This window comes from Corynebacterium sp. UMB2355A, from assembly GCF_033877495.1.
Taxonomy (GTDB): Bacteria; Actinomycetota; Actinomycetes; order Mycobacteriales; family Mycobacteriaceae; genus Corynebacterium; species Corynebacterium pseudogenitalium.
In genome coordinates this window covers 1353734-1368650 of the sequence record NZ_CP138855.1, presented here as the reverse complement: position 1 = coordinate 1368650, position 14917 = coordinate 1353734, and the positions used below count along the sequence as shown (strand labels likewise).

The window sequence follows — 14917 nt, the reverse complement described above, 5'->3', positions numbered from 1 at the left end:
AAGGTATGCGCACGACGATAAACCTCCCGCCGAAACTCCTTGAAGAAACGAAGGTCCAAGCCAAAGCCAACAATGTCACTTTGAGCTCATACGTCGAAGAGGCGGTCCGCGCTGCCCTCAAGAAGGAAGCCCGCATCAGTACCGAAGACACCCCCGTTAACCTGCCCTCCTTCGATTGCGGCGGACCGGCTCTAGTTGATCTCAGCAACAAAGAAGCTGTGTGGGCGGTACTCGATGATCATTCCTGATGTCAACATTCTCGTTTATGCCTTCCACTCCGCTGCACCGCAACATAAACCCGCTCAACAATGGCTAAGTAGTGCTCTAAATCGGCATGAAACAATTGGACTCCTGGATGTTGTGGCAACGGGCTTGCACTGAGGAGGGCTTCCCACTATTCAAACTGCTAAACATGCAGGTCATCAAAGTGTGAAACTTCAAAAACCATACTGTTAAAGTGTAAAACTGTTGCTTGCTCCCAGACCAGTTATGTTTCACATGAAACGGAGTGTCGGGTTGTCACAAAGTTCCGCGGACGGCGGGGCGGACACCCCGGGCGGCCTCTGCCTACAGGTCGAACTGTCCGCGGGGCGCACAAGCTGTCGCGGGGTTCCGCCGCGCGGACAACCACGCTGACGAAGGCGGCGGCACCCGCGAAGCGATCACCTCCTGCCGCGAATCACGCGTAGCGACGCCCCGCTTCATCAACACCAGCGTCCAATTCACCGTACTGTTCCCACGAGGCTCCCGCTCCAGCGCAGAACACGATGCCCGGCTGGAAGACATAGGCTCCAATACCCGACTCTCCCCGACCGAGGAAGACCTACTGGTCAACCTCCAAGCCTTGGGCAAGAACGTACCCCGGATCTACCAGGCACTCTCCGCGACAGGTAGCGGTATCACCGTGAACGTACTGGCAGCCAATACCGGACTTTCCACAGGCCAAGTGCGCTACGGACTCGCGCCACTGCTTCGCGAGGGCATCGTCACCATGGAAGGTGGCCAAGGCGACCGAGCAACGGTGTACAGGATTGTGCAATCGGTGAGTTAGTAAAACCGCATCATTTTCTTTATTAAGCCTTTCTGGGGAAATTTTTTCCCGTAATGAGCTTTTCTCACCTAAACTTACTTCCATGAGACTGCTTAGCTTTATTGCGGAGAATCACCGTAGCTTCCGTGATGAGTTTGCGCTGGAAATGACGCGCAGCTCCTGGCGCACCGCAGTTCCTCGTCAAGGTGAGAGTTGGGCCGATGCCGTTCTACCGGTTGCAGCCATCTTTGGACCCAACGCGTCAGGAAAGACGGCGGTACTCGACGCAATGCGCTATGCAATGGAGGCAATCCAATGCTCTGCAAGCAGATGGCTTGAATTTCAGAAAAATCGTCGATCTCCATTCAAGCTAGATGAGGACTCTGTACGTTCCCCCAGCTTCTTTGCACTCGATTTCACGTTAACCGGTGGCATTGGCGGCCCGGAGCTTGCGGCCCGAGAAATTCGATATCACTACGAATTCTCCATTTCCGCGAACCGCATTGAACACGAGCTGCTGCTTGGTTATTTCTCCTCCCGCCCAACACGACTTCTGGAAAGAGACGCCGAACAAGGCATAACCAGCTGGCATAAGTATCTGGGACCACGTATATCTCCAGCCCCGCGAGAACTTGTGCTCTCCCGTGGCTACGTTGCAGGTCACGACAAACTGCAGTCGTTTGTGGGAAGCATTATCGCTGGCGTCGATTTCTACGACATCAGCGACAGTGCCCGGCGGCAACGCCTCGACCGAATTGCGGCGGATATCGCCGATGAACGAATTCCGTTGAACGTACTCACCACACTCGCAGCAGTAGCGGATATCGGAATCACGCGAATTGATGTAGATGAACGAGAGTTACCCCCGGAAATACGCAAGATTCTCGAGCGATCTGCGGCACGGGGCCTGAAGGCGACCGGGAAAGCTCTATCAGGCCAAAGTCTGATCGACCACGACTTCGTAAACAGAACACTGCGGTTTTATCACCATGGCAACGAATCCGCCGACGCCGGCTTTCTCATGCGCGATGAATCATCCGGAACGTTGGCATGGCTCGCCATGGCCGTTCCCATCTTAGAAGCGCTCCGCGACGGCACAATTTTTTGCGTCGACGAGCTGGATACCAGCCTCCACCCCATTCTCGCCGAAGCAATCGTCGCACTGTTCCAAGATCAAGATACAAACCCACACGGGGCCCAACTGATCTTCACGTCACATGACGTAACCCTGCTCCAGCCGCAGTCTTCTGCGAACCTGACGAAAGAGCAAGTCTGGTTCACCGAAAAAGACAGCTCTGGTGCAAGTACGCTCTATAACTTGCAGGACTTCCGCGATTTGAAACCGGCATCAAATCTTGCAAAGCAATACCTGGAAGGCCGATTCGGCGCGCTACCGTATCTATTACCAGGTTTAATGCGAAGTGCTGTTGAAGAACTATCACCTACACGACGGGGGCAAGAAAATGGGGAACGTGGCAGCGCGTAAAGGTACACCCAGAAAGCCCAAGAGCAGGGCAAAGCGGAAGCTGAAAAGTCGGCTTCTGATTGTTGTAGAAGGCGACAAAGGAAAGTCTGAGCAAGTTTACTTCCAAAGGCTCGCACAAATTCTGCGTTCCAACGACGTGGCCACGGACATCAAGGTTGTACCTAGTAAGGGAGAACCCAAGCGAGTTCTTGATACATGCGAGAACCATCTGAAGTCCGACAACTTTGACCGCGCGTTCCTAGTCGTCGATTGTGACCAACACACCACCCTGGGTGATGTTCTTCAGCTCGCACAAAAGAGCAATATCTCAGTCGCAGTAACGAACCCTCAATTTGAGCAGTGGCTGTATTGGCACCTCTACGACGGCGGGAGCGACGCGAAGAAAATGACCGATGTACTGCAAAAGGAACGCTATCTCACAGGCCGCAATGCGAAAGAACTCGGGGTAACGTTCCCAGTCGAGAGATACCCTGAGGCAACGGCACGCGCAAAACGCCACTGGACCGAAATGCGCCCCAATGCACCAATGCAAAAGGGCCATGCCCGTCATCTTCAATCCCGTACCTTATAGAAGCGATGCAAAAGTAATGACTAACTAGAGGGCCACACAAACCTCCCCACGCACCCGTGGGGAACTTTTGTTCGTTGGTCATGTATCAGTAACGCAGCGGGCTGACCGCTGACCATGTTGCGCGAGGATCCCTCAAACCGCTTCCGTTCCACTGCACGAGTCCAGCGTCCCGGAGTGCTTGCAGAGCACGGCGGACGGGAGGGTTCGAGAGGTGAAGGGCGTTGGCCACTTGGCCCGTCGATAAGGGATGTGGGCTTGCCTGCAAGGCTGCAAGCACCTCTGTTGAGTAGCGCGGCAAGTCCGCACGAAGCGACTCGTCGAGGCGTTGCACTGCCTTCAATGTCAAGACAACACTGCCACTTGTCTGCCGGTACACTGGGTCTGCAAAACTCGCCTTTCGCATACCAGCGATCATTCGTCGAATCCCTTCCCCCAACTCCTGCCCAATCCGCAACTCAGCAGTCCCACGCGCAATCAACGGGTTTCTTGCAAACCTCGCAATTGCTTCGGGTTTCGACGGGTCCACCAAGCCAGGGAACCTGCCAGGGCTAGACACCTCAACCCGATCAGGATAGATCTCGAACCTGACGTGATCCCCAGCCATACTGTAAGACCTGTGGATCACCGCATTCACCAAACCCTCTAGCCACACATCCGGCGGGATCAAATCCTCCTCTTCAAAAAGCCCACTGCCTACAAGACGGCGCACTTTTGGAAGAATCTTGCTAATCGCAGTTCTGGCCTGCTGAATCTGTTCTGGCAGGGTGCCGTCGAAGCGTTCGTCGTAAAGAATTTGCTGACCATGACCCGGCAACCGATCTATGTCATTGAACTGGACCACACGAACATGAGCGTTTGGAAAGAACTCCTGCGGATGTTTTCCGAAAAGCAACAATGCTGCTGTCCGCGGGTTGCCGACCCTATCTACCAAGTTTCGCGCCCTCAACGCATCTTGGGCCGAGGCCGAACCAATCGCCTCCGCATACCGCTCGACCTGCGCCATATCGAGGTCTCCAGGCTCAGCACGTGGTGGAACAATTGCATCAAACTGCTGCTCCCCCTTCAAATACCGCAACTCTAAAATGCCGTCGGGGCCCAGCTGCTTCGTTTCATCCCCGATGCGCAGGAAGCACTCCCCCGAATTGGAATAATGTACACGCTCACTAGGCAAGATATGGAATAGGTATACAGATGTGGCGTCATCAATGCGAAGGCTCTCGATCTCGACTCGAACCGTTGGATCGGTGTGATCAAACGCCGATTGTCGTAAGTCGTTGTCCTGCCGTGCGCTAGGCAACCCGTCGAATTGTCGATCAGTGATACCGACAGCGATGACCCCGCCCTCGGCGTTGGCAAACGCGATAATCGCCTTCGCAAGATCCTTCGGTTTAATACGAAACGATTTCCGCTCAAACCACTGATCTTCGGGGCGCGTAAGTAACTCATCAACCTTTACCGCAGTATTCATGTGGATCACTCTACTCGAAACGCTTTCGAGTAGGGTGATATACCCAGGTCAAAACATGTAAATCCGTTTCGAGCATGTTTCGAGTAGGTTTCGAGCCACAACCCAACGGTATAGAATAACGCGCAGGCGAACGAGCGCACCGGGAAGAAAGGCGATCAGGTGAGCATCACTCCACGTCCGTCCAACTTTGGCTTCGTTGGGCAAGCATGGCCCCAGCTCATTATTGAGTGTCGCAATGCGGAGGATGCCGCGCTGACCAACCCGCGCGCGTCGATGTTCCAATCCCGGTTCGTGTTAGAGCAGGTCATTGGGCATATCGCGGCGCTGAATGGGCTGGAGAAACAGTCCAACATCTTCGATACACTGACCAACCCGGACTTCTCGCGCCTGCTGCCGGAGACGATCCGTTCCAAGATGCACATCCTGCGCAAGGCCGGCAACACCGCGGTGCACAGCGAAGCGCACATCACCAGCGATGAGGCGCTGCAGGCGCTGAAGCACCTGTATGACGTGATGGTGTTCGCAACTACGCACTTCTCGGGGAAGACGATTCGGGGGATTGCGCCGTTTGACGTCGAGATCTTGAAGCAGGCACCGCGGCAGGCGGCGTTGAACCAGCGGCAGATGATGGCGCTGGCGGCGAAGGAGAAGTCCGCGAGGGAGCAGGCTGACCTGTACAAACTGCAGCTGGATGAGGCGCAGCAGCGGGAGCTGGAAAAGGCTGCGGGGTATGAGGAGGAGATCGCGAAGCTGCGGGAGCAGATTCGCAAGCAGCAGGAGAAGCTGACGCCACCGGCGCCGCAGTTGGCGGTGGATGAGGCGCAGACGCGCCGTGACATCATCACGCCGATGCTGGAGGAGGCCGGGTTTGTGCGCGGCCGAACGCTCATCGAGGAATACCCGGTGGCGGGCATGAAGGTGGACTATGTGCTGCTGGATACGCAGGGTGTGCCAATCGCCGTTGTGGAGGCAAAGAAGGCCAGCCGCAGCATTAACGACGGCCGCCAGCAGGCCGCGATCTACGCCGACGCCATCGGCAACGCGACGGGACGTGTGCCGCTGATCTTCTACACCACCGGGTACGAGGTGCGCTTTTGGGACAGGGACGCCGACCTACCGGGCGGTGTCGGCTACGAAACCCGCACTATTGAGTCCTACCCAACAGTGCGCGCGATGGAGGCGCTCATCGCCCGGCGCGACAAGCGCCAACCACTCAGCGCGCACAGCGCCACCATCACCAAGATCGCCGGTAGGCCCTATCAGCTGGAGATGATCCAGTCCGTGGCGGAGGCGTTCGGCAAGGGCAAGCGCCGTGCGCTGTTGGTCATGGCGACGGGGACGGGCAAGACGCGCGTCTCCATCGCCACCGTGTCCATGCTGTTGGAGGCCGGCTGGATCCGCAACGTGCTCTTCCTTGCCGACCGGAAAGCGCTGGTCACGCAGGCGCACGCGGCGTTCAACGAGCACCTCGCAGAGGCGGTGCCCGTCAACCTGACCACCAACCCCGCCGGCGAGGGCCAGGTGTACGTGAACACGTACCAGACCATGATCGGCATGATCGGCGAAGGCCAACGCTTCAACTCCTTCGACTTCGACCTCATCATCGTCGACGAGGCCCACCGGTCCATCTACCAGCGCTATCGACGCATCTTCGACTACCTGGACGCCCTCGTCGTCGGACTGACAGCCACCCCGCGCAGCAACCTCTCCCACGACACCTATACCTTCTTCGGCTGCGAGCCCGACACCCCGACCGGCTACTACAGCCTGAGCCGCGCAATCGAGGAGGGCAACCTGGTGCCCTACGAGGTATTCTCCGGCAGCACCGCCTTCATGCGCCGGGGCATCTCCTACGGCGAACTCACCCCCGAGCAGCAGCTGGAGTGGGAAAACGCCGAATGGGGTGTCGACGAACACGGCGACCCACTTTCCGCACCCCAGGAAGTCAACGCCGCCGAGATCAACGCGAAGCTGCTCAACCGGGACACGATCCGGAAGGTGTTGCGCCAAGTCATCGGCAAGGGGCTGAAGGTCGACGGAGCGGACCGGCTGGGCAAGACCATCATCTTCGCCCGCAACCAGGCCCACGCAGGCCTCATCGCCGACGAGTACCGGGCCATCTTCCCCACCACCGCCACCCGCGCCGAAGTGATCACCCACGGCGTGTACAACGCGGAAGCACTCATCGCCGAGTTCAAACAGCCCGACTCCGGCCTGGACATCGCCATCAGTGTGGACATGCTCGACACCGGCATCGACGTCCCCGAGGTCGTCAACCTGGTGTTCTTCAAACCCGTCTACTCCCCCACCAAGTTCTGGCAGATGGTCGGCCGCGGGACCCGCCTGCGCCCCAACCTGTTCGGCCCCGGCGTCGACAAGACCTGCTTCTACATCTTCGATTACTGCGACAACGTGCGCCAATTCAGCGGCACCACCAACACCACGGAAGGCTCGCACCAGATCTCGCTTTCGCAGCGCAGCTTCACCACCCGCGCGCGCCTGCTGCTGACGGCCACGGATGAGGTGCGGAGGGACGTCGCAAAGCATCTTTCGGACGCCGTGCGCAGCGTGCCCCACCGCAGCATCCTCGTGCCTACCGAAGCGCGCGCCTACCTCGAACGATTTAGCGACGCCACCCCCTGGCTCACCGCCGACGCCGACACCCACCAACAAGCCGTGAGCGCACTCGCGCCACTACCCTTCGCCGCGACCGGCGACAAAGAACAAGCCCGGCGCTTCGACTACCTCATCTACCAGCTCGAACTCGGACTATTCGAAGAACGCGGCGACTGGGACGCGCTCGCGGAGAAAGTCGCGACCATCGCCGCGGCGCTACTGCAGAAAACCAACATCCCCACCGTTGCCAACAACGCGGCGCTCCTCGAAGCGCTCGCCGGCCCGCAATGGTGGGACGGCGTGACCTACAGCGACCTCGAACTCGCCCGCAAAACAATCCGCGGGCTCACCGTCTTCCTCGACAAAGCGCAACGCGCCGTGGTGATCACCGACATCGAAGACGAACTCGGCGAACTCGAACACAGCACCCTCCAGGCCACCGGCGGCACCCAACGCGAGAGCTCCGTCGTCGAAGAAGAACTCCGCCGCGCGCTCGAAGGCAACACCACCAGCCTGGCGCTGCGCAAACTCCGCAACGCGCAACAGCTCAGCACGCACGACCTCGACGAACTACGCCAGCTGCTGCTCAACGCCCACGTCGACGGCGCCGCCGAACTCGCCGACACCCACCAAGCCAAACTCGGCCTCTTCCTGCGCGAAGTCGTCGGGATGGACGCCACCGCCGTCGAGGCACACTTCGAGGAACTGCTGCACTCCACCGACCTCAACTCCGTGCAGCGCACGTTCCTTAACACCGTCGTCAGCGAGGTGATCCGCAACGGCGTCGTCGAAGCCCACGAGCTCACCCAACCGCCCTTCGACGAAAACGGCTCCATCATGGACATCTTCCACGAAAACGTCGGCGTTGTTTTGCAGCTGCGCGACAGCCTCGAGCAGCTCAACAACACCGCCCTGCCGAGCGCGGGGTAGCTTCGATAAAATCAGGCGCATGAGCAAATGGTCACAAATCCTTGGCATTGGCGCAGCGACACTGCTGATCGGCGGCGGCGTCGGCGCGGGTACCTACGCAGCCATCGACGAGCCCGACCCGGCGCACTACGCCATCGCCACCACCGCCGAGGCGCCACGCCTGCAACTGACCAACCCCGACGGCCTGCTCACCCCATCTGACCAGGCACAACTCGAGCAGAACCTGCAGCGCATCGACCACCCCGAAGTCGTGCGCACCATCCACATCCTCGCGTTCAACAACGCCGAAAACACGCGCGACAACATCAACGACACCATCGAGGAATACTTCCGCGCCCACTACCCCGACGAAATCCTGGACAAACACGGCTTCCGCGACGGCACGCTCATCCTCGCCGTCGACATGGCGCACCGCCACCACGCCATCTTCGCCGCCGACGACGTCGCCGACGTCCTCGACCTCCACAGCGAATCATCGCGCGTCTCCTCAGTTATCGACGCCATGGTTCCCGGCCTACAAAGCAACAACGTCCCCGCCGCCCTCTTCGCCGGCGCGAGCCTCGCCATGGACACCGCCGGCCTGCAGCAGGAGCGTTACGAGTCCGCAGTCGACGACCGGATTGGGGGCGGCATCGGCGCCGGTGTGGGATCCGGCGTGTTGGCAGGCGTTGTTGGCGGCACAGGCGTCGCGCTGCGCAACCGGCGCCGCCGATTGATCGAGCAGGCGCGGGCGGACTACTCGCTCGTGACCAAGGAATACGCCGACCTCGCCGGGCGCCTCGACGGCATCGACGTCCGCGCCAACTCCCTGACCAGCGCGTTTGCCGATGCGGAGCTGCGTCGTCAATGGGGCGACGTCCGCGACCGCTTCCTCAAACTCCACGACACCGTCTCCGGCGCCGGCGGCATCAGCAGCATCCCCATCTCCGACGACGCCGCTGCCTACCGCGCCCGCAAACAACTCGCCGACGCCGCCGAAACCCTCACCCACACCAGCCACGCCGAAGACAACATCAACCGCCTCTTCAACATCGAACAAGGCGACACCACGACCCGCCGCACCGACCTCGCCCGCCTCAGCAGGGACATCACCAAAGCACGCACCTCAATTAACGACGCCACCCTCCGCCAAGAACTCGTCTCCTTGGAGGAGCGCGTCCGGCAGCTGGATGCGGACCCCGCCAGCCCCACCTTCCTCGACGACTACCTCCACCTCCTCTCCGACTACCGCATCATCCTCGACGCCGTCAAAGACAAAGAGTTCAGCGACGTCAAAGACCGTCACAAACTCACCACCCCAGCCATCTACGACAAGGACTACTGGTACCCCACCTACGTCCCATTCGTTGCGATGCAGTCCTGGCACAACACCAACGTCGCCGCCGCGAACTCGGCTGCTTCTTCCTCCTCTTCGGGTGTGAACACGACGTTCAGCTCGGGGTTCACGGCCGCTGGCGGGTCGGGGAGTTTCTAGGGGTTGGTCCTGCACCAAATTCCCTCATACGCGCTCGCCGACCTGGGCTTTTGCAGATTGGGCTGCTGAAAAGCGGGAATGTGGTGCATGTCCCGGCCTTAAAAACATCAGAATGCAGATTGATGCTAAATTGGCGTTGCAGACCTCCACCGCACATGCGGAATTTGGGGGTCTAGCTGTTTTCCAGGGCTATTGGCCGTATCTTCGGGGAGTTCCACCCCAGTCTCACCTCTCAACCGGTCCGGGACAAATCTTGAAATCTTGTAAATGTGAGGACTGTGGAATCCATCTGAGCAGGAGGAATCTGAGTGATAGCCTTATTCTCGTGCGAAAAATGAACATTAATTTCAGGGCCGAATGGAATAACGCGCAAGTCATTGCCGCTCTGCTCGTTGCTTTCGTGTTATTCCTTGCCATGGTGCACTGGGGGTTGGTGCTCTTCTGGGAAAAGCCCTGGCAGGAATCGCTTGCGACGATATTTTCATATCGAGGAGCGATACCTGCTGCCGCAGCTGCCGTACTTACGCTAGGTATCGCCACCAAGTCACTGTCGCAGAAATCAAATGCTGATGACCGCTCTGCGTACTACGAACGTGTTCAGTGGGCAATCGATATGACACTTGCAGAAAATCCCGCTCAGCAAAATGCAGGTTGGCATTTTTTGACCCCAATGCTGGAGTCAGGGTTGAAGTCTTCAGAAGATATCGGGTTTACTCGGGCAATTCTTGAATACGACAATAAATTTAACCCGACGAATTCAACCTTTTCGCCGGGTACTACTTCGAAGAACTGGGTTTCAGACCTAGAGATTTTGTTACTATTATCCGTACTAGGTCATAACAGGGATAGGAAGGAGTCTGCTGATGACTAATCAGGCAATGGCAGAGCGGAAGTATCCACTGACCGAGTCCCATAAACGAATGATCGAGCAGTTGCCAATGACACAGGCGAAAGCTAGCCGTGATTTGCAAGAGTATGCCAAGAAACTCGAAGCACGTCAGAACCGGCCCTTATGGCAGCGGATTCTAGGCATTTATCCGATATAGATGGTGTTGCCCGGAGGGCTCCACACATAGGTTAAAAGACCGAGTGTGATCCATGCGACCATCAAACACAGCCACAAGCAGCGGTTCTAAAACGTTTCACGGGGCTTCTCCTAGTATGAGTAGTGTTTCCTTGCAGGATAAATGCAAATATTTTTGCACACAATTGTTTGCTCTGCCCGAACACATTCACTCCAGCTGGCTGACTAGCCGTCACCAATCTAGGCTTTTACAACTTGGCCAACTCAAAGCGAGGGAATGTGGTGCAGGCACCTCTTCCCTGCGCACCAAATTCCTGGTTTTCGCGGGGCGCTCGGCGTTTTCCCAGGTCGCGATTCGGCAAGATGGGAATGTGGTGCGCGCCCCAGCCTGCCCAGCCGAGCCAGTGCCAAAGGACGCAATTTCGAAAAGTAGCACCAATATAGTGCCTGGTCAGCAATGGGCTGGATGTTTAGGGGTGCGTCCTTTGGCACTCACGGCACTCGAGACCTAAGAACGCCAAAGGCCCCACCAAAAAGGCGGGGCCTTAAGCCAAAAACTAAAGCTACTCCACGGTGACGGAGTTGATCACGACGTCCTCGACGGGGCGGTCCATGCGGCCGGTCGGGACGTTGGCAAGCTCGTCGACGACCTTGCGGGAAGCCTCATCGGTGACCTCGCCGAAGATGGTGTGGCGGTTGTTCAGCCACGGCGTCTCGGCGACGGTGATGAAGAACTGGGAACCGTTCGTGCCTGGGCCGGCGTTGGCCATGGCCAGCAGGTATGGGCGGTCAAACTGGAGTTCTGGGTGGAACTCGTCGGCGAACTGGAAGCCTGGGCCGCCGGTGCCGGTGCCGGTTGGGTCGCCGCCCTGGATCATGAAGTCGGGGATGATGCGGTGGAAGATGGCGCCGTCGTAGAAGGGGCCTTCGGTGGTGCCGGAGGCGTTCTTGGTGGAGTAGTCGAGGGTGCCCTTCGCCAGGCCGGTGATGGTGTCAACGGTGTGTGGGGCGTGGTTACCAAACAGGTCGACTTTGATGTCGCCGTGGTTGGTATGGAACGTCATTGTCTGCGTCTTTTGAGTCATGGTGTACAGCGTACACGACCCTCCACGCCCCTCGTCCGGTGTTAGCGCTGGGCGAGCACCGCGTCGCGTGCGGCAACCAGGTTGCGTAGCGACGGCACCACTTCCTCATACTTGCGCGTCTTCAGGCCGCAGTCGGGGTTGACCCAGAGGTGTTCGGCTGGGACGTGACGCAGTGCTGCTTGGAGCAGTTCGGCGATTTCCTCGACGGAGGGGACGCGCGGTGAGTGGATGTCCCACACGCCGGGGCCGATTTCGGAGTGGAAGGTGTCGTCGATGTCGGCGAGCAGTTCCATGCGAGAGCGGGCGGCTTCGATAGAGGTGACGTCGGCGTCGAGGCCGGCGACGGCTTCGATGATCTGGCCGAACTCTGAGTAGCAGAGGTGGGTGTGGATCTGGGTGGTCGGAGTGGCGTTCAAGGAGACGAGTCGGAAGGAGCGGACGGCCCAGTCGAGGTAGGACGGGCGGTCCTTGGCTCGGAGTGGGAGGAGTTCGCGCAGGGCTCGTCGATTTGGATGATGCTGATGCCGGCTTCCTCGAGGTCGCGGACTTCGTCGGCGAGGGCGGCGCCGATTTGGTCGGCGGAGACGGACAGGGGGACGTCGTCGCGTTTGAAGGACCAGGCCAGGATGGTGACTGGGCCGGTGAGCATGCCCTTAACCGGCTTGTTGGAGAGGGATTGGGCGTAGGTGGCCCATTCGACGGTCATTGGGGCTGGTCGGGAGACGTCGCCGTAGACGATTGGTGGGCGGGTGCAGCGGGAGCCGTAGGACTGGACCCAGCCGTTTTCGGTGACGACGAAGCCGTCGAGGAGTTCGGCGAAGTATTGGACCATGTCGTTGCGTTCGGCTTCGCCGTGGACGAGGACGTCGATGCCGATTTCTTCTTGCAGTTCGATGACCTGCTTGATTTCTTGCTGCAGCGCTTCCTTGTATTGAGCGTCGCTGAGTGTGCCGTTGCGGTGTGCGGCGCGGGCTTGGCGGATCTCGGGGGTTTGGGGGAAGGAGCCGATGGTGGTCGTCGGCAAGCTGGGGAGGTTCAGGGCGTCGCGCTGAGCCTGCTGGCGCTCGGCGAACAGCGGCTGACGCTGCACCTGACCTGCAGGAAGAGTGCCAAGACGCTTGGCGACGGCCTCGTCGTGGCGCAGCGGGGACTCCGCGCGAGTGCGCGCCACACGGGCGGATGCGGCGAACGCGACCTCCGCGGCCTGCGGCCCGGCGCTCAAGGCGAGGGCTTCGGCGATCTTCTCGTCGGCGAACGCAAGCCAGGTGGCGACGTCCACGGGCAGGTTGCGCTCGGCCTTCAGGGTGTGCGGCACGTGCTGCAGCGAGGTGGACGTGGTCACCGATGTGGCGCCGAGGGTGGTGAGGACTTCGGTGCGTTCGGCGAGGTCGGCGGCCCAGACGTTGCGGCCGTCGATAAGTCCGGCGACGAGGTGTGTCTCGGGCGCGACGTGGGTGCGGACCTGCTCGACGTAGTCAGGGGTGGCCTGCAGGGTCCACGGGGACAGGTCGACGTGGAGGGCTTCGGGCTTGAGTTCGCCGAGGACGGGAAGGGCGGCGTCGGCGGCGCCGTACGGGGTGGTCAGGTAGACGCTCGGGCGAGCGTCGGCGCCGAGGAGCGTCGACCATGCCTCACCCAGGTAGCGCGCGATATCGGTGTCCGGGGTGTCAACGTCAGCGACGACGATCGGCTCGGCGACCTGGACCCACTCCACACCGGCCTGGTGCAGCGCCGCGAAGACCTGAGCGTACGCGTCGACCAGGGCCGGGAGCAGGGACCACTCCACCGGCTTCGACAGCGCGAGCAGCGTGACTGGGCCGACGAGGTACGGGCGCACCTGATGGCCGGCCTCGCGGGCCTCCTCCACGATGCGCACGATGCGGTCCGGCACCGGCGTGATCTCCTGACCAGCGGCGACCTCGGGCACGAGGTAGTGGTAGTTGGTGTCGAACCACTTGGTCATCTCCAGCGGCACGCGGTTGGCGGTGCCGCGGGCGAGCGCGAACTCCTCGTTCAGGTCGGTGCCGCCGGCGACGAGGCCGACGGTCAGCGCGGTCTCCAGGACGTGGTCGTAGAGGGCGACGTCCGCCGGGATGGCGTAGGGCTCGGAGAGACCGAGGTCACGCAGGTGGTTGTACGTATCGATGCGCAGGGCGCGCGTCGTGGAGCGGAACGTGTCCGCGTCGATCTGCCCGGACCAGTAGGACTCCAGGGCGCGCTTCAGTTCGCGTTGCGCGCCGATCCTCGGGTAGCCCTCGATGGTCGTGGTGGGGAATGCTACGGTGCTCACAGGTTGAGTCCTTTCAATAGTTCACGTGTTACTGCTAAGTCGTTATGTGTGTAAACATGCAGGCCACCGGCGCCAGCCTGCAGAATCGTGCGCGCTAACTCAACGGTGAGTCGCATGCCAATCTGGTGCTCTTCCTCCGGTGTCCGCGCCGCTTCAAGCTGCTTGATGACGTCCACCGGGGGTGCCACACCGGACAACTCGCCCATCCTGCGCACCCGGTTCACGCTGGTCATCGGCATGATGCCGGGGATCAGCGGGATGCGCACCCCGGCGAGCCGGGCACGCTCCGCGAAGCTGAGATAGTCCTGCGCGTCGAAGAACAGCTGCGTGATGGCGAAGTCGGCACCGAGGCGCTGCTTCGCCAGCAACACGTCCAGGTCTTGGTCGTCGCTGGTGCTCTCCGCGTGTCCCCGCGGGTAGCAGGCCACCGACAGCGCGAGCTTGCCCGCCGCGAGGCGGTAGGCCTGGGCGTCGGCAACGTCCTGGATCAGGTTGAGCAGGTCCGTTGCGTGCTGCAGGTGTGTGTCCGGCAGGCGGTCGAGTCCGGCCGGGATGTCGCCGCGAAGGGCGAGGAATCCGCGGACGCCGGCGTCGATAAGCTGGGTGATCCACTGCCGCAGCTCGTCGGGCGTGCCGGCGGTGCAGGCGAGGTGCGCGATGGGGCGCATGCTCGTGGTCTGCGCGATGCGCTCGATGAGGCGGGCAGTGCCTTCCAGCCAGTCGCTGCGGTGCGAGCTGGTGACCGACACGTAGTCGGGCTGGTAGGCGGCGAGCCCTTGGATGAGGGCGTCGAGCTTGGCGGAGTCGGCGCTGTGACGCGGTGGGATCACCTCGAAGCTGAGTGCCGTGCGTGCCCGCTGCGGGCGTGGTGCGAGCTCCTCCTCGATGCCGTCCAACGGTGCCGACGCCGAGATCCGCGTTTCCAACGTTGCCTGCCGCACCT

Annotated in this window: 11 protein-coding genes and 1 pseudogene; 8 read left to right on the top strand and 4 right to left on the bottom strand. The window is 60.4% G+C overall.

Annotated elements, in window-relative coordinates:
* Nucleotides 1-5: 5 nt before the first annotated feature.
* The 4 genes from R0V12_RS06380 to R0V12_RS06365 all read left to right on the top strand — a co-directional run bounded on the left by R0V12_RS06380 (nt 6) and on the right by R0V12_RS06365 (nt 3087).
* Nucleotides 6-248: a YlcI/YnfO family protein gene (locus tag R0V12_RS06380; RefSeq protein WP_005292604.1), complete on the top strand. Its 243-nt coding sequence runs from the start codon at nt 6-8 to the stop codon at nt 246-248.
* Nucleotides 249-508: 260 nt separating this feature from the next.
* The gene (locus R0V12_RS06375) at nt 509-1051 is read left to right on the top strand and encodes a winged helix-turn-helix domain-containing protein (RefSeq protein ID WP_070363354.1); all 543 of its coding nucleotides are present in this window, start codon (nt 509-511) and stop codon (nt 1049-1051) included.
* Nucleotides 1052-1133: 82 nt separating this feature from the next.
* Nucleotides 1134-2516: an AAA family ATPase gene (locus tag R0V12_RS06370; protein ID WP_070975474.1), complete on the top strand. Its 1383-nt coding sequence runs from the start codon at nt 1134-1136 to the stop codon at nt 2514-2516.
* Complete coding sequence (locus R0V12_RS06365; RefSeq protein ID WP_168156208.1) at nt 2503-3087, top strand: RloB family protein; 585 nt, start codon at nt 2503-2505, stop codon at nt 3085-3087. The genes R0V12_RS06370 and R0V12_RS06365 overlap by 14 nt, the downstream gene beginning before the upstream one ends.
* An 85-nt stretch (nt 3088-3172) precedes the next feature.
* Here R0V12_RS06365 and R0V12_RS06360 read toward each other — a convergent pair whose 3' ends face one another.
* On the bottom strand, nt 3173-4555 hold the full coding sequence (locus R0V12_RS06360) for an RNA-binding domain-containing protein (protein WP_070363638.1): 1383 nt from the start codon (nt 4553-4555) through the stop codon (nt 3173-3175).
* Between the two features lie 159 nt (nt 4556-4714).
* Between R0V12_RS06360 and R0V12_RS06355 the strand changes: the two genes are divergently transcribed.
* From R0V12_RS06355 to R0V12_RS06340, 4 genes are all read left to right on the top strand, one after another.
* Nucleotides 4715-8101, top strand: coding sequence for a DEAD/DEAH box helicase family protein (locus tag R0V12_RS06355; protein ID WP_320072335.1), 3387 nt, complete (start codon nt 4715-4717; stop codon nt 8099-8101).
* Nucleotides 8102-8120: 19 nt separating this feature from the next.
* Nucleotides 8121-9575: a DUF5129 domain-containing protein gene (locus tag R0V12_RS06350; RefSeq protein ID WP_320072334.1), complete on the top strand. Its 1455-nt coding sequence runs from the start codon at nt 8121-8123 to the stop codon at nt 9573-9575.
* A gap of 325 nt (nt 9576-9900) precedes the next feature.
* Complete coding sequence (locus R0V12_RS06345) at nt 9901-10446, top strand: hypothetical protein (RefSeq protein WP_320072333.1); 546 nt, start codon at nt 9901-9903, stop codon at nt 10444-10446.
* Entirely contained in the window at nt 10439-10621 is a 183-nt protein-coding gene (locus R0V12_RS06340) for a hypothetical protein (RefSeq protein WP_070363358.1), read from the top strand. Before R0V12_RS06345 ends, R0V12_RS06340 begins: the two co-directional genes overlap by 8 nt.
* A 541-nt stretch (nt 10622-11162) precedes the next feature.
* Here R0V12_RS06340 and R0V12_RS06335 read toward each other — a convergent pair.
* From R0V12_RS06335 to R0V12_RS06325, 3 genes and pseudogenes are all read right to left on the bottom strand, one after another.
* Nucleotides 11163-11684: a peptidylprolyl isomerase gene (locus R0V12_RS06335; protein ID WP_070363359.1), complete on the bottom strand. Its 522-nt coding sequence runs from the start codon at nt 11682-11684 to the stop codon at nt 11163-11165.
* A 41-nt stretch (nt 11685-11725) separates the two neighbouring features.
* Nucleotides 11726-13974 (bottom strand): annotated as a pseudogene (metE, locus tag R0V12_RS06330) (5-methyltetrahydropteroyltriglutamate--homocysteine S-methyltransferase).
* Nucleotides 13971-14915: a methylenetetrahydrofolate reductase gene (locus R0V12_RS06325; RefSeq protein ID WP_369822223.1), complete on the bottom strand. Its 945-nt coding sequence runs from the start codon at nt 14913-14915 to the stop codon at nt 13971-13973. The pseudogene metE and the gene R0V12_RS06325 overlap by 4 nt, the downstream one beginning before the upstream one ends.
* Nucleotides 14916-14917: the final 2 nt, after the last annotated feature.